Origin of the sequence: Micrococcus sp. KRD070, assembly GCF_017168435.1 — a bacterium.
Classification (GTDB): Bacteria; Actinomycetota; Actinomycetes; order Actinomycetales; family Micrococcaceae; genus Micrococcus; species Micrococcus luteus.
Map to the genome: position 1 here is coordinate 23707 of NZ_JABFNH010000019.1, position 19595 is coordinate 43301.

15 protein-coding genes, 1 tRNA gene, 7 pseudogenes and 1 other annotated feature are annotated in these 19595 nt (G+C 69.4%); of the genes and pseudogenes, 15 read left to right on the plus strand and 8 right to left on the minus strand.

The window, feature by feature from the left end; translation table 11 throughout:
• From cmk to J1M38_RS06860, 4 genes are all read left to right on the plus strand, one after another.
• Nucleotides 1–732, plus strand: a complete 732-nt coding sequence (gene cmk, locus J1M38_RS06845) for a (d)CMP kinase (RefSeq protein ID WP_041102682.1) — start codon at nt 1–3, stop codon at nt 730–732.
• Nucleotides 729–2267, plus strand: a complete 1539-nt coding sequence (gene der, locus J1M38_RS06850; RefSeq protein WP_049147779.1) for a ribosome biogenesis GTPase Der — start codon at nt 729–731, stop codon at nt 2265–2267. Before cmk ends, der begins: the two co-directional genes overlap by 4 nt.
• A 104-nt stretch (nt 2268–2371) precedes the next feature.
• Entirely contained in the window at nt 2372–2851 is a 480-nt protein-coding gene (locus tag J1M38_RS06855; RefSeq protein WP_044659889.1) for a hypothetical protein, read from the plus strand.
• A gap of 378 nt (nt 2852–3229) precedes the next feature.
• Nucleotides 3230–3306, plus strand: a tRNA-Pro gene (locus tag J1M38_RS06860).
• Nucleotides 3307–3577: 271 nt separating this feature from the next.
• Here the strand turns inward: J1M38_RS06860 and J1M38_RS06865 are convergent.
• The 6 genes and pseudogenes from J1M38_RS06865 to J1M38_RS06890 form a co-directional block, all read right to left on the minus strand.
• Nucleotides 3578–3811, minus strand: a pseudogene (locus J1M38_RS06865) (integrase core domain-containing protein); the annotation flags it as partial.
• Between the two features lie 16 nt (nt 3812–3827).
• Nucleotides 3828–4898 carry an IS110 family transposase gene (locus tag J1M38_RS06870; protein WP_134377477.1) on the minus strand — a complete coding sequence of 357 codons (1071 nt, stop codon included), beginning with the start codon at nt 4896–4898 and terminating at the stop codon, nt 3828–3830.
• A 262-nt stretch (nt 4899–5160) separates the two neighbouring features.
• A pseudogene (locus J1M38_RS06875) lies at nt 5161–6191 on the minus strand (IS3 family transposase); the annotation flags it as partial.
• Nucleotides 5758–5892, minus strand: a sequence feature (AL1L pseudoknot). It overlaps the preceding pseudogene by 135 nt.
• A 59-nt stretch (nt 6192–6250) precedes the next feature.
• Nucleotides 6251–6448, minus strand: coding sequence for a hypothetical protein (locus tag J1M38_RS06880; protein ID WP_010078466.1), 198 nt, complete (start codon nt 6446–6448; stop codon nt 6251–6253).
• Nucleotides 6449–6492: 44 nt separating this feature from the next.
• Nucleotides 6493–6825, minus strand: a complete 333-nt coding sequence (locus J1M38_RS06885) for a DUF3024 domain-containing protein (RefSeq protein WP_036315702.1) — start codon at nt 6823–6825, stop codon at nt 6493–6495.
• Between the two features lie 62 nt (nt 6826–6887).
• Nucleotides 6888–8169: pseudogene (locus J1M38_RS06890) on the minus strand (IS256 family transposase).
• A 126-nt stretch (nt 8170–8295) separates the two neighbouring features.
• Between J1M38_RS06890 and J1M38_RS06895 the strand changes: the two are divergent.
• Nucleotides 8296–8757: pseudogene (locus tag J1M38_RS06895) on the plus strand (transposase); the annotation flags it as partial.
• Nucleotides 8758–8812: 55 nt separating this feature from the next.
• Here J1M38_RS06895 and J1M38_RS06900 read toward each other — a convergent pair.
• Nucleotides 8813–10083 (minus strand): annotated as a pseudogene (locus tag J1M38_RS06900) (IS1380 family transposase); the annotation flags it as partial.
• Nucleotides 10084–10270: 187 nt separating this feature from the next.
• Between J1M38_RS06900 and J1M38_RS06905 the strand changes: the two are divergent.
• The 4 genes and pseudogenes from J1M38_RS06905 to J1M38_RS06920 all read left to right on the plus strand — a co-directional run.
• Complete coding sequence (locus J1M38_RS06905) at nt 10271–11413, plus strand: calcium/sodium antiporter (protein WP_043282823.1); 1143 nt, start codon at nt 10271–10273, stop codon at nt 11411–11413.
• Nucleotides 11414–11587: 174 nt separating this feature from the next.
• Nucleotides 11588–12361, plus strand: coding sequence for an IS30 family transposase (locus J1M38_RS06910; RefSeq protein WP_230278250.1), 774 nt, complete (start codon nt 11588–11590; stop codon nt 12359–12361).
• Between the two features lie 83 nt (nt 12362–12444).
• Nucleotides 12445–12882, plus strand: a pseudogene (locus tag J1M38_RS06915) (integrase core domain-containing protein); the annotation flags it as partial.
• Nucleotides 12883–12896: 14 nt separating this feature from the next.
• Nucleotides 12897–14204, plus strand: a pseudogene (locus tag J1M38_RS06920) (AAA family ATPase); the annotation flags it as partial.
• Nucleotides 14205–14378: 174 nt separating this feature from the next.
• Here the strand turns inward: J1M38_RS06920 and J1M38_RS06925 are convergent.
• Nucleotides 14379–14900: an adenine phosphoribosyltransferase gene (locus J1M38_RS06925; RefSeq protein WP_036316668.1), complete on the minus strand. Its 522-nt coding sequence runs from the start codon at nt 14898–14900 to the stop codon at nt 14379–14381.
• 100 nt (nt 14901–15000) lie between these two features.
• Between J1M38_RS06925 and J1M38_RS06930 the strand changes: the two genes are divergently transcribed.
• The 6 genes from J1M38_RS06930 (at nt 15001) to J1M38_RS06955 (ending at nt 19575) form a co-directional block, all read left to right on the plus strand.
• The gene (locus J1M38_RS06930; RefSeq protein WP_134377088.1) at nt 15001–16536 is read left to right on the plus strand and encodes a peptide MFS transporter; all 1536 of its coding nucleotides are present in this window, start codon (nt 15001–15003) and stop codon (nt 16534–16536) included.
• Nucleotides 16537–16621: 85 nt separating this feature from the next.
• Entirely contained in the window at nt 16622–17008 is a 387-nt protein-coding gene (gene gcvH, locus J1M38_RS06935) for a glycine cleavage system protein GcvH (protein ID WP_002854607.1), read from the plus strand.
• A 101-nt stretch (nt 17009–17109) separates the two neighbouring features.
• Nucleotides 17110–17535 carry an FHA domain-containing protein gene (locus J1M38_RS06940; protein ID WP_049146965.1) on the plus strand — a complete coding sequence of 142 codons (426 nt, stop codon included), beginning with the start codon at nt 17110–17112 and terminating at the stop codon, nt 17533–17535.
• 12 nt (nt 17536–17547) lie between these two features.
• Entirely contained in the window at nt 17548–18291 is a 744-nt protein-coding gene (locus J1M38_RS06945; RefSeq protein WP_060974307.1) for a MerR family transcriptional regulator, read from the plus strand.
• Nucleotides 18284–18799, plus strand: a complete 516-nt coding sequence (locus tag J1M38_RS06950; RefSeq protein WP_073116584.1) for a bifunctional nuclease family protein — start codon at nt 18284–18286, stop codon at nt 18797–18799. The genes J1M38_RS06945 and J1M38_RS06950 overlap by 8 nt, the downstream gene beginning before the upstream one ends.
• 212 nt (nt 18800–19011) lie before the next feature.
• Entirely contained in the window at nt 19012–19575 is a 564-nt protein-coding gene (locus J1M38_RS06955; protein WP_036384587.1) for a MerR family transcriptional regulator, read from the plus strand.
• Nucleotides 19576–19595: the final 20 nt, after the last annotated feature.

Here is a 19595-nt window from a genome sequence, read left to right on the forward strand (position 1 = left end):
ATGACCGAGCACACCCGCGACGACGTCGCACCCGCGCCGCTCGTGGTGGCGGTGGACGGCCCCTCGGGCTCGGGCAAGTCGTCCGTGTCCAAGGCCGTGGCCCGGCGTCTCGGCGCCGCGTACCTGGACACCGGCGCCATGTACCGCGCCGTGGCGTGGCACTGCCTGAACGAGGGCGTCGACCTGGCCGATGCGGAGGCCGTGGCGGCGGCCGCCGTCGCCATGGACCTGGACCAGTCCACCGACCCGGACGTCGAGGCCGTGCGGGTCGGCGGCACGGACGTCACCGAGGCGATCCGCGGCCCCGAGGTCACGGACACGGTCTCCACCGTCGCCGTGGTGATCCCGGTGCGCGAGGAGCTGCACCGTCGCCAGCGGGCGGCGATCGCCGCCGCGGGCCGGATGGTCGCCGAGGGCCGCGACATCACCACGGTGGTGGCCCCGGACGCCCACGCGCGCGTGCTGCTCACGGCGTCCGAGGCCGTGCGCACCGCCCGCCGCTCGGGCCAGCTGGCCGCGGCGGGGGAGACCGGCGTCGACGCCGGCACGCTGCACCGTCAGGTGGCCGGGCGCGACGCCCGCGACGCCACCGTGTCCACGTTCGACCGCCCCGCCGACGGGGTGGCGCTCGTGGACTCCACCGAGCTCGACTTCGAGCAGACCGTGGCGGCCGTCCTGGCCGCCGTCGAGGACCAGGCCGGCATCCCGGCCGTGAAGGGAGGCCGACGATGACCGAGAACCCCCAGCACCGCTCCGGTGAGGACGAGTTCGTCCCCGCCGGCGACGATCAGGTGGCCGAGCGGCTCGCCGCCATGACCGAGGAGGAGGCCGAGGCGCGTGCCGCGTCGTTGCGCGCCGGCCTGGCCGACTATGAGCTCGAGGAGGACGACGCCGCCCTCCTCGACGCGTGGCAGCTCGGGCCGGACGAGGACGTCGACGCGCCCGTGCCGCCCGTGCTGGCCGTCGTGGGCCGGCCGAACGTCGGCAAGTCCACGCTCGTCAACCGCATCATCGGCCGTCGTGAGGCCGTCGTGGAGGACGTGCCCGGCGTGACGCGCGACCGCGTCTCCTACGACGCCGAGTGGAACGGCCGCGAGTTCACCGTGGTGGACACCGGCGGCTGGGAGCACGACGCCAAGGGCATCCACCGTCGCGTGGCCGAGCAGGCCGAGCTGGCCGTGGACGTGGCGGACGCCGTCGTGTTCGTGGTGGACGCCACCGTCGGCATGACGGCCACGGACGAGGCCGTGGTCTCGATGCTGCGCCGCAAGGACCGCCCCGTGATCGTGGCCGCCAACAAGGTGGACGACATGGTCCAGGAGGCCGACGCCGCCACCCTGTGGTCGCTCGGCTTCGGCTACCCGTACCCGGTGTCCGCGGTGCACGGCCGCGGCGTCGCGGACCTGTTGGACGCCGCGCTCGAGGCGCTGCCGGAGGAGTCCGCCCACGGAGGTCTCGTGCCGCGCGGCGGCCCGCGCCGGATCGCCCTCGTGGGCCGGCCGAACGTGGGCAAGTCCTCGCTGCTGAACAAGCTGGCCGGCTCGGACCGCGTGGTGGTGGACGACCTGGCCGGCACCACGCGCGACCCCGTGGACGAGCTCGTGGAGCTCGGCGGACGCCTGTGGCGCTTCGTGGACACCGCCGGCATCCGTCGACGGCAGCACATGGCCCACGGCGCCGACTACTACGCGTCGCTGCGCACGGCCTCCGCCCTGGACCGCGCCGAGGTGGCCGTGGTGCTGCTCGAGGCGCCGCACGTGATCTCGGAGCAGGATGTGCGCATCCTCCAGATGGTGCTGGACTCCGGGCGTGCCCTCGTGATCGCGTTCAACAAGTGGGACCAGGTGGATGAGGACCGCCGGCACCAGCTGGCCAAGGAGATCGACCGGGACCTGGCGCACGTCGCCTGGGCGCCGCGCGTGAACATCTCCGCGAAGACCGGCTGGCACAAGGACCGTCTCGTCCCCGCGCTGGACCTCGCCCTGGACTCGTGGGACACCCGCATCCCCACGGGCAAGCTCAACGCGTTCCTCGGCGAGCTCGTGGCGGCCCACCCGCACCCGCTGCGCGGCGGCAAGCAGCCCCGCATCCTGTTCGCGACCCAGGTCTCGAGCCGGCCGCCCAAGTTCGTGCTGTTCACCACCGGGTTCCTGGACCCCGGCTACCGCCGGTTCATCGTGCGCCGCCTGCGCGAGACGTTCGGGTTCGAGGGCACGCCCCTCGAGATCGGGATGCGCGTGCGCGAGAAGCGCGGTCGCCGCCGCTGATCCGGCTCTGCCCCGACGACGTCCCTCGGCCTGCCGTGCCGGGGGACGTCGTCGTCCCGGCAAGCTCCCACCGTTCGTCCACCTTCGCCTCGTAGCCTGAGGGCATGAGCCTCATCCGACGTCGCCCCGCCGCCCTGTCCCTGGCCACCCTGGCCGCGCTCGCGCTGGCCGCATCCGGCTGCGCGGTCGACGACGGCGAGACCCGGGCCGCGCTGCAGAGCGCGGAGGACCGGCTCGCCCAGGCCGAGGACCGGATCAGCGAGCTGGAGGCGGACGCCTCGGACCGCGTGGACCTGGGGCAGCTGCGCCAGGAGGCCGAGGGCGCCCTCGCAGAGGCGGACCAGCGCGCCGCCGAGGTCGTCGAGGACCTGACGCGATCCCTGCCCTCCGGTTCGGACATCGTCGACGTCGAGGCGCTCCGGGAGGACGGAAAGGTGGTCATCGAGTACGGCCAGTCTTTGCTCGATGCCGATCCCCAGGTCCTCGAGGACACGATGCGGGAGGCGGCGGAGCGGGCGCGCAACGCCATCCCGGACCTGAAGGATGTCGAATTCCGCGTGGGGGACCGGACCTTCACGTACTGATCCTGCGACGGGGATCCGTGAGCCCCCCGACACGCCTCTTCGACCCGCCCGGAACGGCGGATCGGAGCGGCTCGACGTGTTACGCTTCACCCGTGCACGACTGCACCCTCAGTCATGAGAGGGTTCGTGCAGACCGCCAGGCCCACCGGTACGCCGGGGCCGCGGTCGCTGGGGGACTCTCGGTCGGGTGGCCCTCGGTCAAGGGATGAGGGGTTCACGTCTGTGAAGAGGACGTGGGCCCCTTGTTCACGTTTCGGGGGTGTCGCGCGGTTTGCCCCTGACAACGACGACCTGGCAGGCCCGCTTCCGATTCGCGCCCGGCGGTGCCGGTGGGGTATGCTCATCGGGTGCCGAAGCGCGGATGACCGCGATTCGCCACGGGCTATGGCGCAGCTTGGTAGCGCGCTTGACTGGGGGTCAAGAGGTCGTGGGTTCAAATCCCGCTAGCCCGACCACGTTCCCACGGGTCAGAGTCCGCATCTGACGAGGGAAAATGGAATGAGGCCCAGGTACTCCCTCGAGGGGAGCGCCTGGGCCTCTTTCCGTGCCTGACATATTCCTTAGCACAAACTGATCGAGACAGACCCTACGGTTCGGCGTTCGGCTCGACTTATATCCCCGGGAATTCAGAACTTCCTCAGTGGCCGAGCGGCTCGATCCAAAATCGATCTCGTCGGTGACCAGAGCGTTGGCCCTGAAGCCCCCTGGGTCTGATGGAGACTCGCGCTATTTGATTCCGACCAGCTGTTCGCGGCCGGCTTCGACAGCATAGAACGTGTCCTCGAACTCGGCGGGTGGGACGTCGCCGAGGTAGCCGTGGAGGCGTTGCGTGTTGTGCCAGGACACCCACCCGAGGGTCGCGAGCTCGAGGTCCTCGACCGTCCGCCAGGGACCTGGCCGTGCGGGTCCGCGGACGTGCTCGGCCTTGTAATAGCCGTTCACGGTCTCGGCCAGGGCGTTGATGCTCCTATAGTTGTCAACTCGCGATCTGACCGGTGCGAGGGTTGGTCTTCACGAGGTGGTAGACCTCGCGGATCACGTACCTCTTGAGGCAGCGAATGATGTCTCGCTTGGACTTGCCCTCCGCGGTGCGTCGTGCCACGTAGGCGATCGTGGGCTCATGGAAGCGCATCCGCACGATGACTGTCCTGTAGATGGCTGCGTTCAGCTGACGGTGACCGCCATGATTGATCCGATGTTTTCCGCTGCTCATCCCTGAGCCTGTAGGCACGGGGCTGATGCCGGCGAGCTTGGCGAATGCTGCCTCGCTCTTGATCCGTTCGGGATTGTCCCCGGCCACGATTAGGATCTCCGCTGCCGTGTCCACGCCGATCCCGAACTGGTCGAGCAGGTGCGGCGCACGCGCGATCACGAGCCCCTTGATCATGGCCTCGAGCTCGAGGATCTCCTCGTTTAACGACAGCCACCGCCTGGCCAGCGACCGGAGCACATGACGATTGGCCTCCTCCGGCGTGCTCAGCGCGCGGGGGCGCAGGGAAGCGCAGTGGCGGGCGATCATCTTCTGCGTCTTCCCCTGCAGTACCTTGCGTAGATTCTCTTCGGCGTGCACGAGCATCGCCTTCAACGTGATCATCGCTGCAGAGCGGTCTTTGACCGCAGTGTCGTGAGCGACTTTGAGCTGACGGATCATTTCCACGCTCCCATCGGCGCTCTTGGGCGTGGCGGTGGCGAAACCCGCGAGGACTGCGCGGGCCGCGTTCTCAGCGTCCAAGGTGTCGGACTTCCCGTTCAACCGACGCAGGCGTCGGTCTGGGCGCGAGACTTCCACGACCTTGTGCCCCTGGCGACGGATGTACGAGGCCAGACCAGCCCCGTAGGAGCCTGTGCCCTCGATGCCGAACGCGATGATGGTGCCGTAGTCCGCGGCCCAGTCCAGTAGCTGCTGGTAACCGGCACGGTCGGTGGCGATCGTGCCGGTCGCGAGAATCCCACCGATCGAGTCCATGACGGCGGCCACGTGGATGTGCTTGTGGGTGTCCACGCCGATCACGACGTGACCGGAACGGGTGGGGGCGATCTGGCTCATATACGAGGCTGTCCTTCGGCTACGGGTGCGGGGGCGGCACCGACGCCGGTGGGCGGACAGGACTGTCACGGGGACACGGTCACGAAAATGCTCCAGGCTCCTATCAGGTCACGCCCGGACCGGCGGCAGTGGTCGTACGTGCCCGGCCGCGGGCCCGACAGATCAACGCCAAGACACCATGTGGGTCAATCGTAGAGATGGGTCAGAGCACCACGGCCAGGACTTCCTCATCCTCGCGGAATCCGGCCCTCAGAGACTGACAGTCATAGCTGTCCCCGACGGTCCCGATCGACGGTGTCGCTCCGATCTCGGCGAGGCGTTCGCCGTAGCGAATGGAGGTGAATTGAGACCCCGCGTCGCTGTGGCAGCGCAGGTCCTCGTGGCGAGCGCCGCGGGACCAGCGGGCCATCTCGATCGCGTCGAGGACCATCTCGGTGCGCATGTGTGACGCGCACCGCCACCCGACGATCATCCGGGAGAACGCGTCGACGATGAAGCAGACGTACGCGACGCCGGCCCACGTCGGCACGAACGTCAGGTCGGTGACCCAGAGCCGGTTCGGGGCAGGCGCGGTGAACTCCCGCTTCACGAGGTCCGGGTGCCGCGCCGCGGTCGGATCTGGCCGGGTCGTCTTCACCCGCTTCGACCTGGTCGCGCCCTTAATCCCTGCGGCGCGCATGAGCCGGCCCGTCTGATCTCGGCCGATCATGATCCCCGCCCGGCCGGCGGCTTTCCAGAGCTTGCGGATTCCATAGACGCGGTAGTTCGTCTCCTAGAGCTCGACCAGCTGCGGGATCAGCTCCTCGTCCCGCACCGCGCGAGCCGAGGGGGCGCGGGTCTTGGCGGCGTAGTAGCTGCTCGGAGCCACCTGCAGCAGCCTGCAGATGAGCTCGACTCCGAGCCGGCGAGCGTCGACCAGGTCATCCTTGTTCGCGTCGATGAACGCGACTACTTCCGGTAGTGGCGGTCGAGCTCCGCCCCGAAGAAAGACGCAGCACGCTTGAGGACCTCGTTGGCCCGCCGCAACTCCCGGACTTCCTGCTCCAGTTCACGCACCCGCCGCGCCTCAGCGCTGCTCACGCCAGAGGTGACGCCGTCGTCGATGTCGGCTTGCTTGACCCACATCCGCACGGACTCGACCCCGTACCCGAGCTGCGTCGCGACCCGATTGACGGTCCCATGCTCGGTCCCCAGCTCGGCACGCAGCGTCCTCACCATCCGGACCGCCGCGGCCTTCTCCTCCGGCGAATACCGACGCGTCGTCGGCTTCCCCGCTGTCTGCTCTTTCGGCATAACTCCATCCTCGTTTCCAAGGTCAGGAGTCTCCAACAAACCCAGGGCGCTTCAATCGGTCAGGAAGGCAGCAGGAGCACCTTGATGTCGTAGTCGAGCTTGCAGAGGTAGAAGATCAACTCGACGACGGGACGGTGACTATCCCAGCGGGGCTGTGAGGGGCCGATCTCGCAGAACCTTGCGGCAAACTCAACCTTCTCGCGCGCGGCCGGGATCGATGCGCGGAAGGCCGCTTCATCCCATTGCTCTTCGCTCATACTCCCGACCGTAGCGGTGAGTACCGACACGGCCGTGGGAGCTCTCAGCCCCAGAAGATCGGATCCTGGTGGCTGCCGATGTAGTCGAGCAGACTCTGGACGTTCTTCGTCGGGCGCCTCTTCGTGTACTCGTGGAACTTCATGTGCCGGTCACGCCAGTAGATGCTCCACTGGCCGGTCTTGACGGTGTATCGCAGGCGCGCGACCGGGAACCGCGTCCAGTCGCCCTGCCCGTCCCACGGCGGCCGCGTCTCGATGATCGTGACGTGCCGGTCGGCGATCTCGGCTTCTACTCTCACCTGATCCCACAGGTGCTCGGGCACGCGTTCACGGCACCAGCGGCCGATGCGCAGCAGGTCGGTCTCGGGCATAGCCATGGTCAAGTCCTTTTGAGTGGTGTATCGAGGCTTTGTCGGGTTCCTCGTGGTCGGGTGGGTTGTCAGGCGGCGAGTGCCGCGTGGCCGGGGTCGTCGGTCATGGTGTCGCTGACCTGTAGGGCGGCTTGTTCAGCCGCGGCTTTCGCGGCTGCTTCGGCGAGCATCGTGTCGGTCGCGGTCAGCAATTCCAGGCTCATGTAGCGCCGTGATTCGGTCCATTCGTCGTGCTGCTCGGCCAGCACCGCGCCGAGGAGTCTAATCACCGCGACTCGGCTGGGGAAGATGCCGACGACGTCGGTGCGTCTCCGGATCTCCTTGTTGAGCCGTTCGTTCGGGTTGTTCGACCAGATCTTCTTCCACACCTCCTTCGGGAACTTCGTGAACGTGAGCACCTCATCGCGGGCGCCCTCGAGGTGCTCGGCAGCGGCCGGCAGATGGGTGGCCAGGCTGTCGATCATGTGCTCGTACTGGGCGATCACCGCCTCGACGTCGGGCTGGGTGTAGACGCTGTGCAGCAGCGCTTTCACCGCGGGCCACTGCGACTTCGGGCACACCGCCATCAGGTTGGCCGCGTAGTGGGTGCGGCAGCGCTGCCACTGCGCCGTCCCGAACACCGCCCCGGCCGCTTCGACCAGCCCGGCATGGGCATCGGAGGTGATCAGCTCCACCCCCGACAGGCCGCGGGCAGCCAGATCACGGAAGAACCCGAGCCACCCCTCCCTGGTCTCCGCGGTGCCCAGTTGCAGGCCGAGGATCTCGCGGTAGCCGTCGTTGTTGATGCCGGTGGCGACCATGGCGGCGACCTTGACGACCCGGCCGTGTTCACGCACTTTGAGCACGAGCGCGTCGGCGGCGACAAACCGATACGGCCCAGCATCGAGCGGCCGGGTGCGGAACGCTTCGACCTGCGCATCCAGGTCTTTACTCATCTCTGAGACCTGCGATTTCGACAGGCCCGTGATGCCGAGTCTGCACCAGTTTGTCCATCCGGCGGGTGGAGACGCCGAGCAGGTAGCAGGTGGCGACCACCGTGGTCAGCGCTGCCTCGGCGCGGCGGCGCCGCTCCAGGAGCCAGTCGGGAAAGTAGGTGCCTTCGCGCAGTTTCGGGATCGCGACGTCGATGGTGCCGGCGCGGGTGTCCAGGTCCCGGTGCCGGTAGCCGTTACGCCGGTTGGTGCGCTCATCCGAGCGGGCGCCGTAGGCGGCGCCGCACACGCTGTCAGCCTCGGCCGACAGCAGGGCATTGATGAAGGTGGTGAGCATCTGACGCATCAAGTCCGGCGAGGCCTGGGTGAGCAGATCGGACAGAAACGCCTGGGGGTCGATATCGTGGGGAGCGGTCATCGCGGGTGTCCCTTTCGAGTGGGATGTGAGAGTTTCCTCGAAAGCCTCCCGCGGTGACCGCTTCTACTTCGCGGTCGACACGCCAACCGGAGTCAACGTGCTGCGGGATTCGTACACCACTCTGCCGGACGCAACTGCGCCGAACTGCGCCGCACCCTCCACACCGGGATGAGCCTGCTGACCGACCGCCAAAAAGAACACCTCAGCGTCCTCTTCGCCCACGAGAAGCACGCCGCGGTCGAAGCGGCCTGGGAGATCTACCAGGCCATGGTCGCCGCGTATCGAGAATTCGACCGCGCAAAGGCTAAGGCCAAGATGGAGAAGGTGATCGCGGCGCTGAGCAAGAAGGTCCCCGACACCCTCGAGGAACTGGGCAAGCTCGGCCGGACACTGACCAAACGCGCCGCCGACGTGCTGGCGTTCTTCGAGCGACTGGGCACCAGCAACGGTCCGACGGAGGCGATCAACGGCCGGCTCGAACACCTGCGCGGCTCCGCCCTCGGCTTCCGCAACCTCACCAACTACATCGCCCGCAGCCTCCTCGAATCAGGCGGCTTCAGACCCTTGCTACACCCTCAAATGCGATGAGCCTCGAATGCAGGATCTTGTGCCGACAGCGGCGCACGATGGTCGCGGGGATCTCGAACAACCGTGCGCGAAACCGTTTGGGCTCCCAGCGACGTGCATCATGGCCGGCCAGCGCGATGGCCTGCATCCAGGCGACGATGACGCCGGCGAGCTGGACGATCTGGCACCAGACCTGGTTCTGCGCGAATCCCTGCAGCGGGAACTTCATCAGGCCCATGTCCTTGGCGTTGCGGATCCGGTCCTCGCAGCGCGCGCGGCGGCGGTGACGCAGCTCCAGCACTGGAAGCTGGCCGCGTGGGGCGTTGGTCGCGAACGCAGTGATCCGCATCCCTTTGTGATCGGTGATCCGTAGCTGCACTCCGGGGTGGGGGCGTTCCTTCCTTACGGTTACCCGCATTCCGGGGGCCACCCGGGCAGGTCCAGTAGTCCGGTCAGTTCCGCGACCCATGCCCCATCGCGGATCCCTTCGGTGTCGGTGTCGTAGGCAGGAGTCCACGCCTTCGCCTCATCAATACGTTCCAACAGGTCAGGAGTGTTCGCGGGGAGGGTGAACCCGACTGAGTAGGCCAGACGCTGCCGCTCCAGCCAGCCCGCGAAGTCCTTGGGGCCGCCGGCCCCGTCGGTGCGAATCAGGACCTTTTTCGATCCCCGCCCGCCCCGGCCCAGCAGGGCCGGTGGGAGCTGCGCAAGGGCCAGACGGGTGACGGCGATGTGATCGCTGGCGGTGTTCGAGCCCGCGTTGCCGGGGCGAAGGTGGATCGCGAGCGGTTCCCCGGTTCCTTCGCTGCCGTGGTCCAGGAACGCGTACAGAGGGTGGTAGCCGAAGCCGCGTTTGAACGTCGGGGCGGCTTGCTCCTTCTCACTGTGGACGTTGATCAGGGTGGCGTCGAGGTCGATGACCAGCGGGGTCTTCGCGCTCGTCCCCTCGGCCGGGGAATGCTCGCCGGCCAGGGCCCAGGCCTGCTCGCGCGCGGTCCTGCGAGCCCTGGCGATCGCGGTCATCACGGCGGGCGCGTCCTCAGCGAGGGTGGTGAGCGTGCGGGAGATCGTTGGGGCCGAGGCGACGTCACCGAACAGGCCCGGCTCGCACCGCAGCAGGTCGGTGTCACGGGCGACCTCCCCGCCCACCGCGAGAGTCATCGCGAGGTCCAGCAGGACCTTGGAGGCGTGATGCTCGGCCAGCGGTTTCGTCCATGAACCCAACGCTTCACGCAGCGAAGAGGCGAGGCCGGTGGCGTGGATCGTGTCGGTCAGCAGCACCGCGCCCGCATGCGAGGCCGCCGGGACCTCAGCGACGTCCACACGCGGGCGGGGGTAGAAGAACACGGTAGGGTGGGACACCTGAAAGGTGCTCCTTCCGGCCAGGGATTACGAGACTCGACACCCCGTATCATCCCAGGCCAGGAGCACCTTTCTCTATGACGCCCACCCGTCGAGACCACACCCCAGTGAAATCTCGAGGTCAGCGGGTGCTCGTGGCAGGGCCTGAACTGTGGTCCGTACACTCCTACTCATGGATGCGCTTGATATTGGACGGATCGTGGCCGGACTGGTGCTGCTGGTCTTGGGTGGGGAATTTCTGGTGCGTGGGGCGTCAGCACTGGCCGGACGTTTCGGGATTTCGTCATTGGTGATCGGTCTCACCGTAGTGTCAGCGGCGACGTCGGCACCCGAGTTCGCAGTGAGCGTCGGTGCTGTACTGCGTGATGAACCGGGGCTTGCCGTGGGCAATGCGGTTGGCAGCAACATCATTAATGTCCTGCTCATCCTGGGACTGTCCGCGCTGGTCGTTCCCCTCGCTGTAAAGCGGAGGCTGATCCGCTTTGACCTGCCCCTGATGGTCGTCTTGTCAGTTCTACTGCTCCTTGTGTCCCTGGATGGGAGGATCAGTGCGGTGGACGGGCTGATACTATTTTTCGGTGTGGTGGTCCACACCATAATGTCCGTGGTGATTAGTCGGCGGGACGCCAAGACCGCGGTGAATGCCCGGGAAGGGACAGGAGATTCGGCAACCGTCGATCCAGCCGACGAGGAAGGGGCTGCGCTAGGCGCCTCGGTCAGCAGGTCGCTCTTCTTTGTGCTGCTGGGGGTCGCGTTGCTGGTCGCCGGTGCCACGCTGCTCGTGGAAGGAGCAGTGAACATAGCCACCACGTTGGGCGTAAGCAGCCTCGTGGTCGGACTGACCGTTGTGGCTGTCGGGACATCGCTGCCCGAGCTGGCGACGTCCATCATTGCCGTGCGTCGCGGTGAACGCGACCTAGCGGTGGGCAACGTGGTCGGCAGCAATATCTTCAACATAGGGGTAGTGCTAGGACTAACCGCGCTCATCTCTCTTGAGGGCATTCCCGTATCCGGCGCCGCAGTGGCCTTCGATATCCCAGTAATGCTGGCGGCCGCAGTGGCACTACTGCCGATCGCGTTCACGGGCTTCGCGGTGGCGCGTTGGGAGGGCGGCTTGTTCGTGGTTTTGTACGCCGCCTACACCGGATACCTTGTGCTGGCTGCCACAGCGCACGATGCACTGGAGGGATTCACCGTAGCCATGGCGTGGTTCGTGCTGCCGTTAATCGCACTGACGCTCATTTCCTTTACAGCCTACGAAATCGGGCTCCGCAAGGGACGCCGAGACCTGGACCAGACCACGACTTCGACGTAGACCGTCGAGTGCATTCGGCTGCTGGCTTCATTCAGGTCGTCGGCTGGATGTAAATCGGCAAGAGATGACTGTCGGTTGGTGGTGTCATAGCGTCGTAGCAACACTCCCGGTCGGTGGGGGCTCGAGGCGAGGAGGCCTGGGATGGTGCGGCGGCGACTCACGTTCACGGAGCGGATGGAGATCTCGACGGGATCGAAGGCCGGGTGGGGAGTCCGGAAGATCGCGTCTCACCTGGGTAGATGCCCTTCGGTGGTCTCCAGAGAGCTTCGACCGAACTCGACGAAGACGCGCGGCTATCAAGCCGTGACCGCGGACGTGAAAGCGCAACGCCAGCGCTCTCGCCCACAGGTCCGGAAAGTGGCAAAGGACCCGGTACTCGAGGCCCGCGTCAACGCCGACCTCGCAGCGTCATGGATGCCGAACGAGATCGCGGGTCGCTTGCGTCTGGAGGCCGCAGACCCGACCGTTGAACGCATGGCGAACTCTCCCGACGCTCAGGGCCGCACCGTCAGCGGAGAAGCGATCTACCAGTACATCTACGCGATCCCCCGCGGAGAACTCGCCAAGCGTGGGATCTTCTTGCAGTCCAAACGGACCAAGCGCCGGCCCCGCACGCACGGCCGCTCCCGAGGCGGGCCGATCGTGGGGATGGTCCCGATCGCGGAGCGTGGCGAGGACGCGGCGAAGCGGCGGGTACCCGGGCACTGGGAGGGCGACCTGATCATCGGGAAGAACGGGTCCTCGTGCGCGGCGACGCTGGTGGAGCGGATGAGCGGGTTCACCGGCCCGCTCGCCCTGCCCTCGAAACACGCCGAGGGCCCCCGCGGACGCGGTGATCGAGTACTTCACCGAGCTGCCCCGGATGATGCAGACCTCGCTGGTAAGGGACCAGGGCAGCGAGATGGCGCACCACGCAAAGGTCTCCCCTGGGCTGACCCCGTTTCGTAGGTCCAGTCGTTATGAGAGTCGTCCTGTTGCCCGCGGTCGCGGGCAGGGAGACTGGTCAGATCATGACGAACAGCAGGAAGCGTCACACCCCCGAGCAGGTCGTCCGCGGCGGGCTCGTGGAGCGCTCGATTACCGCCGACCGACTCACCGCCCACCTCGAGGACCTCGTCGCCGCCCGGGGCGCCCCGGCGGTGCTCAGGTCGGACAACGGGCCGGAGTTCATCAGCGAGGCGATGGCCGACTGGGCCGGCACCCGCACCGGCCTGTCCTACATCCCTCCGGGCTCGCCGTGGCGCAACGGGTACGTCGAGTCGTTCAACAGCCGGATCCGCGACGAGTGCCTCAACATCAACAGCTTCTACTCGCTGCTGCACGCACAGGTCATCATCGGCGACTGGAAGGACGAGTACAACCACCACCGCCGGCACTCCTCGCTCGGCTACCTAACCCCAGCCGAGTACGCTCGGCAGTGCACCCATCAAATGGAAACCGGCGACTCACAGAACGTCCGGACCGAATGAAGGGGGCGGCTCAGAACCTGATGGCCGAGGCCGCCCGGCAGACCACCGGCTACAGGTTCGCCTCCACCGAAGACCGGGAAGCGATCGTCGGCCTCGTGGTCGACGCCGCCGAGTCCGTGTCGCTGCGGCTGACCCCGCCCGAGCTCGCTTCGAGCCCCGCGGCGTTCCGCCGCCCGGATGGCACATCAGTGTTCCGGCCGAAGCACTCGGCCGTGTTCTCCTCCGAGGTTCTGCTGGCGGCCGAAGACCGCCTCCTCGAGCGCGCCCGCACCACTACCGGCCCGACCGTGCCGTTGGCGACGGTAGAGCGGATCACGGCCCGGCCCGACCGGGAGGGCCGCACCCTCGGCCCGGACCAGGCGGACGCGTTGGCGAGGATCGCGCTGTCAGGCCGGATGATCGACGTGCTCGTAGGGCCGGCCGGGGCTGGGAAGACGACGGCGATGAACGCGCTGCGCCGAGCGTGGGAGCACGAGCACGGCCGAGGCTCTGTCGTCGGCCTCGCTCCGTCCGCGGTCGCGGCGCACGTCCTCGCCGACGACCTCGGGATTGCCGCCGAGAACACGGCGAAGTGGCTGGACACCCACGACCGCACCGGGGCCACGTTCCGCCGGGGGCAGCTCGTCATCGTCGATGAGGCGTCGATGGCCGGCACCCTCGCCCTCGACCGCATCACCGCCCTCGCCACCGCGGCCGGGGCGAAGACGTTGGTCGTCGGGGACTACGCTCAGCTCCAGTTGCCGACCGCGGCCGGCGCCTACGCGATGCTCGTCCACGACCGGGATGACGCCCCCGAGCTCACCGCCGTGCACCGCCTCGCCCACGCCTGGGAGAAGACTGCCTCCCTCGGCCTGCGCCACGGCGACACCAGCGTCATCAACGCCTACGCGGACCACGGCCGCATCGCCGAAGGCGACAGCGAGGCGATGGTCGAAGTCGCCTACCGGGCGTGGCGCGCCGACACGCTGGCCGGGCGGGCGGCGGTGCTCGTGGCCGACTCCAACGAAGCCGTGCTCGCCCTCAACCGGCGAGCCCGCGCCGAGCTGATCCTTGACGGCATCGTGAACGCCCTCCGCGAAGTCGAACTGCACGACGGCACCCGCGCCGCCGCCGGGGACACCGTCATCACCCGACACAACGACCGGCGCCTGCGCTCCGGGCGTGGCTGGGTCAGCAACAGCAACAGGTGGACGGTCACCGACGTCCGCGACGACGACTCCCTCGCCCTCCGCCGTGCTGGCCGGAAGCGAGGTGGCTCCGTCGTGATCCCGGCCGACTACGCGGCCGAGCATCTGGAGCTCGGCTACGCCGTCACGTCGCATTTTCGGAGAAGTATGAACGGTCTGGACGCCTGGGGGTCAAGAGGTCGTGGGTTCAAATCCCGCTAGCCCGACCACGTCGACGAAGCCGGAGTTCAGCAGTTCGGGGCTCCGGCTTCGTCGTACCCGGCGCGGAGCAGCCTGGTCCGCCACTCTCCGTCGGTCGGGCGGGGCGGTTCAGGACGCGAACAGCACGTGCGTGTCCGGCACGACGGCCCGGCCGCCAAGGGCCGTGAGCTCCAGCAGGCAGGCCGCGCCCACCACCTCCGCGCCCCGCGCCTCGATGAGCCGTCGGCCGGCGGCGAGGGTGCCGCCCGTGGCGAGGACGTCGTCGAGCAGGAGCACCCGTGACCCGGCCCGCAGGTCTTCCGACACCTCGATGCTCGCGTTCCCGTACTCCAGCGTGTAGTCCGCACGGGCCGCGGGAGCCGGGAGGCGCCCGGCCTTGCGCAGCGGCACGAGGCCGGTGCCGGTCAGGACGGCGGCCGCCCCGGCGAGCAGGAACCCGCGGGCCTCGAGGCCGGCCACGAGGTCGAACCGCCCCTCGAACGGCGCCACCAGGGCTTCGACGCACGCCCTCAGGGCGCGGGCGTCCGCGAGCAGGGGCGTGATGTCCTGGAAGGCCACGCCCGGGCTGGGATGGTCGGGGACCACGCGGATGAGGGAGCGGGCACGGGCGATCTCGGAGGTGACGGACACGGCCTCCACTCTAGGACGGACGCCGCGCGGGCAGCGGATGTGATCGGCGTCACCGGGCAGGGAGTTTGCCCTGACTCCCTCGGAGGAGGACAGTGGATCGGTGGAAAATCCCCAGAATCCTCTCGCGGGCCGCGTGCCCGACGTCGAGCCGCCCGCCCGCGTGGCGGCGTCGACGGCCACCCGTCCCGACGACGCCACCCCCGACTGGCGCGGCCGCCCGTTCCTCGGCCAGCCCGGCCCGCTGGCGAACCTGTTCTCCGTGGAGCTGTGGGAGCGCTTCTCCTTCTACGGCATGCAGGCCATGCTCGTGTACTACATGTCCTGGACCGCCGCGGAGGGCGGCCTCGGGATCGACCCGGCCGTGGCCACGGGCATCGTCGGCGCCTACGGCGGCATGGTGTACGTGTTCTGCATCCTCGGCGGCTGGGTCGCCGACCGCCTGCTCGGCTCCGAGCGCACCATGTTCATCAGCGCCGTCGGGATCATGTTCGGCCACATCGCGCTGGCCCTCGTCCCGGGTGTCCCGGGCCTGGCCCTCGGCCTCGTGCTCGTCGCCGTCGGCTCGGGCGGCCTCAAGGCCAACGCCACGAACCTCGTCGGCTCCCTGTACTCCCGCGAGGACCCCAAGCGCGACGCCGGCTTCTCCATCTTCTACATGGGCGTGAACATCGGCGCCCTCTTCGGCCCGCTGCTGACCGGCCTGGCGCGGGACACGCTGGGCTTCCACGTCGGCTTCGGCCTCGCCGCCGCCGGCATGGCCATCGGCCTGGCGCAGTACGCCCTGACCCGCAAGAACCTGCCCACGGACGTGCACCGGGTCCCGGATCCGCTGCCGCGGTCGCAGTACGGCCGCTGGGGCCTGATCGGCCTGGGGATGGTCGCCGTCGTCGTGGTCCTGTTCCTCACGGGCGTCGTCACCCTGGGCAACCTCTCCGACGCCGTCGTCGTGCTCGCCGCCGTCGCGGCCATCGCGATCTTCGCCGTCCTGCTGACCTCCACGAAGGTCACGGAGGAGGAGCGCTCGCGCGTGAAGGCGTTCATCCCGCTGTTCATCGGCACGTCCGTGTTCTTCGCCCTCTTCCAGCAGCAGTTCACCGTGATCGCGCTGTACTCCGAGCACCGCCTCGACCGGAACCTGTTCGGCTGGCTCATGCCCATGGAGTGGGTCAACTCCATCAACCCGATCTTCATCATCGTGTTCGCCCCGGTGTTCGCCGCGCTGTGGACCAAGCTGGGCGCCCGCCAGCCCGCCACCCCGGTGAAGTTCGGCATCGGCATCGTCCTGATCGGCATCGCCTTCCTGCTGTTCATCCCGGTGGCCGACGTCGTCGCCGTGCCGCTGCTGTGGCTGACGCTGATCCTCTTCGTCTGCACCATGGGCGAGCTGCTCGTCTCCCCGGTGGGCCTCTCCCTGGCCACCAAGGTCGCCCCGCGCAGCTACCCGGTGATGATGGTGTCGCTGTACAACCTGTCCGTCGCCCTGGGCACGGCCCTGGCAGGCTCCCTGGCCGGCTCCTACTCGGAGCAGAACGAGGTGGGCTACTTCGGCATGATCGGTGCGGTCACCCTGGGCGTGGGCCTGCTCGTGCTGGCCATCGCCAAGCCGGTGCGTCGCGGCATGCGCGGCGTGCTCTGAGCGCGCCAGTGGCGCGAATCACGCGCCGCTCGGTAGTCTGCGAGACGACGTCATCACTCCCGACCACACAAAGGACGCGCACTCCATGAGCTCCATCCCCGAAGGCCTGAAGTACTCCGCCGAGCACGAGTGGATCGCCGAGGCCGGTGCCGCCGGCACGGTCCGCGTGGGCATCACCGACTTCGCCCAGGATGCGCTGGGTGACGTCGTCTACGTGGACCTGCCGGAGGTCGGCACCGAGGTCACCGCGGGCACCGCGGTGGGCGAGGTCGAGTCCACGAAGTCCGTCTCGGACATCTACGCCCCGGTCTCCGGCACCGTGGCCGCCGTCAACGACGAGCTCGACGGCGAGCCCGGCCTGGTCAACTCTGCCCCCTACGAGGGCGGCTGGCTGTTCGAGATCACCCTCGCGGACGAGGCCCAGCTCGAGGGCCTCATGGACGCCGAGGGCTACGCCTCGCACACCAGCTGAGCCCCGTCCGCCGTCGCCCCGTCGCTGGCCGGCGGGGCGACGGCGTCCCCTTCGTCTCTCCATCCGGCGCCGCGGCGCCGGCCCCCGCACAGGAGCACCCCATGAACCAGCCCGGACGTGAACCGGACCTGTCCACCTCCGCCATCAACCTCACCGAGCTGGCGCCGCTGGTCTCGGCGGACCTCACCCGCGAGGAGTCGGACGCGATCCGCGCCCTCCCGGCCGGTTCCGCGCTGCTGCTCGCCCACGAGGGCCCGGACCAGTCCGCCCGCTTCCTGCTGGACGAGGACGTGGTCTCCGTGGGGCGCCACCCGGACGCGGACATCTTCCTCGACGACGTCACGGTCTCCCGTCGTCACGCGGAGTTCCGGGCCGAGGACGGCGGCCATCGGCTCGTGGACCTGAACTCCCTCAACGGCACCTTCGTGAACCACGACCGCGTGGACGAGATCCTGCTGCGCTCCGGGATGCACGTGCAGATCGGCAAATACCGGCTCACGTACTACGCCGCACCGGCGCGGGGCTGAGCCGTCATCCCCGTGACCGATCCGCGCCCGCGACCCGACGCCGTCCCCGCCGCCCGCCCTGCGGGCCGGCTGGGCATCGGCGAGGTCGTGGCCGCCCTCGAAGCCGAATTCCCCGGCGTCACCGCGTCCAAGGTGCGCTTCCTGGAGGACCGCGGCCTCGTCCTGCCCGAGCGGACTCCCGCCGGCTACCGGCGCTTCCGGCCCGGGGACGTGGACCGGCTCCGGTTCGTCCTCGCCCTGCAGCGCGACCACTTCCTGCCGCTCAAGGTCATCGCCGACCACCTGGCCGCGCTGGACCGCGGCGAACGCCCCACCGGCCTGCCCGGAACCGCGGCGGTCCCGGCGTCCTCGGACGCGGAGCGGCTCGGCCGCGAGGTCGCCGGGGGTCGCCGGTCGTGGACCCGCGCCGAGCTCGCCGCCGAATCCGGTGCGGGCGAGGAGCTGCTGGCCGAGCTGGATCAGTACTCGCTCCTGCCCGTCGATCCCGACGGCGGCTACCCGAGCCACGCGATGGACGTGGCCCGGGCCGCCGTCGTGCTCGCGGGCCACGGCCTGGAGCCCCGGCACCTCCGCCCGCTGCGGGCCGCGGCCGACCGCGAACTGGGCCTGGTGGAGCGCGCCGTCGCCCCGCTGCAGGCCCGCCGCGACGCCGGCACCCGCCCCCGCGTGGCCCGCTCGGCACGCGAGATCGCGCAGGCCAGCCTGCGGCTGCATGCGGCCCTCGTGGCCGTGGGACTGGAGCAGTGGGATGACTGAGCCGCGCCCCGTGCCCGCCGACGACGCCGGCGACGTGCCGCTCTCCGTGCTCGGCGTGCGTGTCGAGCTGCCCGAACAGCACCACGTGATCCTGCTGGTGGATCCGCCCGGCCGCACGATGGTCCCGCTGTGGGTGGGCGCGCCCGAGGCCGCCGCCGCCGCGCTCGCGCTCGAGGGCGTCCGCGCGCCCCGGCCCCTCACCCATGAGCTGCTCCTGGCCGCCGTCGACGCCCTGGGCGCCGAGGTCGTGCGGGTGCGCCTCACCGAGGTCCGGGACGAGGTCGTGCACGCCGAGCTCGTGCTCTCCACGGGCGCCCGGGTCGACGCCCGCGCGTCGGACGCCGTCGTGGTCGCCCTGCGCGCCGACGCCCCCGTGCTGGGCAGCCCCGCCGTGCTCGCGGACGCCGGCATGCCGGCGCGGACGGGGGAGGAGGACGCCGGCCAGGAGCGCGCCGTCGAGGACTTCCGCGACTTCCTGGACACCGTGCGCCCCGAGGACTTCGCCTGAGCGGAGCCGGCGCGACACGGCGCGGCCTCGCCGCCGGCTTCGTTGACCGCCCCCGGACCCGCGCGTACCTTCGAGGGGAAGAGGGCCCCGCCACCCGGGGCGCCTCCGTCGCCCTCCCCACGGTCACCGGGGAGCGCCGCCACGGTCACCGGCGGCACACGACGGTCGCGTCCCCCTCCCCGCACCGGGGGCCCCGCACCAGGAGGTTCCCCGTGACACCCACTGCAGGTCCTGGCCGGCCCCCCGCGCTCGGCACCCAGGGCACGCTCTTCGACGAGGGCGCGACCCGGGGCGACGACGTCGGCTTCCGCGGTCCCACCGCGTGCAAGGCCGCCGGCATCACCTATCGCCAGCTCGACTACTGGGCCCGCACGGACCTCGTGGTCCCCACGGTCCGCAGCGCCTCCGGCTCCGGCTCCCAGCGGCTCTACTCGTTCCGCGACATCCTCGTCCTCAAGGTCGTCAAGCGCCTCCTGGACACCGGCGTCTCGCTCCAGCAGATCCGCACCGCCGTGGGCCACCTGCGCGAGCGGGGTGTCGAGGACCTGGCGCAGATCACCCTGATGAGCGACGGCGCCTCGGTGTACGAGTGCACCTCGGCGGACGAGGTCGTGGACCTCGTCCAGGGCGGCCAGGGCGTCTTCGGGATCGCCGTCGGCCGCGTGTGGCGCGAGGTCGAGGGCAGCCTCGCCGAGCTGCCCCGCGAGAGCGTGGTCGGCGCCCCCGAGCCGGGGGACGAGCTGGCCGGGCGGCGTCGGGCCCGCCGCTCCGCCTGATCCTCCACCCCGGGGCGCCC

Excerpts from the sequence above, each read along its gene's own strand:
- der (WP_049147779.1), top strand. The coding sequence starts at position 729 with ATGACCGAGAACCCCCAGCACCGCTCCGGTGAGGACGAGTTCGTCCCC.
- gcvH (WP_002854607.1), top strand. The coding sequence starts at position 16,622 with ATGAGCTCCATCCCCGAAGGCCTGAAGTACTCCGCCGAGCACGAGTGG.
- J1M38_RS06885 (WP_036315702.1), bottom strand. The coding sequence starts at position 6,825 with ATGGCTATGCCCGAGACCGACCTGCTGCGCATCGGCCGCTGGTGCCGT.
- cmk (WP_041102682.1), top strand. The coding sequence starts at position 1 with ATGACCGAGCACACCCGCGACGACGTCGCACCCGCGCCGCTCGTGGTG.
- J1M38_RS06870 (WP_134377477.1), bottom strand. The coding sequence starts at position 4,898 with ATGAGCCAGATCGCCCCCACCCGTTCCGGTCACGTCGTGATCGGCGTG.
- J1M38_RS06905 (WP_043282823.1), top strand. The coding sequence starts at position 10,271 with ATGGATGCGCTTGATATTGGACGGATCGTGGCCGGACTGGTGCTGCTG.
- J1M38_RS06910 (WP_230278250.1), top strand. The coding sequence starts at position 11,588 with ATGGAGATCTCGACGGGATCGAAGGCCGGGTGGGGAGTCCGGAAGATC.
- J1M38_RS06880 (WP_010078466.1), bottom strand. The coding sequence starts at position 6,448 with ATGAGCGAAGAGCAATGGGATGAAGCGGCCTTCCGCGCATCGATCCCG.
- J1M38_RS06950 (WP_073116584.1), top strand. The coding sequence starts at position 18,284 with ATGACTGAGCCGCGCCCCGTGCCCGCCGACGACGCCGGCGACGTGCCG.
- J1M38_RS06940 (WP_049146965.1), top strand. The coding sequence starts at position 17,110 with ATGAACCAGCCCGGACGTGAACCGGACCTGTCCACCTCCGCCATCAAC.
- J1M38_RS06855 (WP_044659889.1), top strand. The coding sequence starts at position 2,372 with ATGAGCCTCATCCGACGTCGCCCCGCCGCCCTGTCCCTGGCCACCCTG.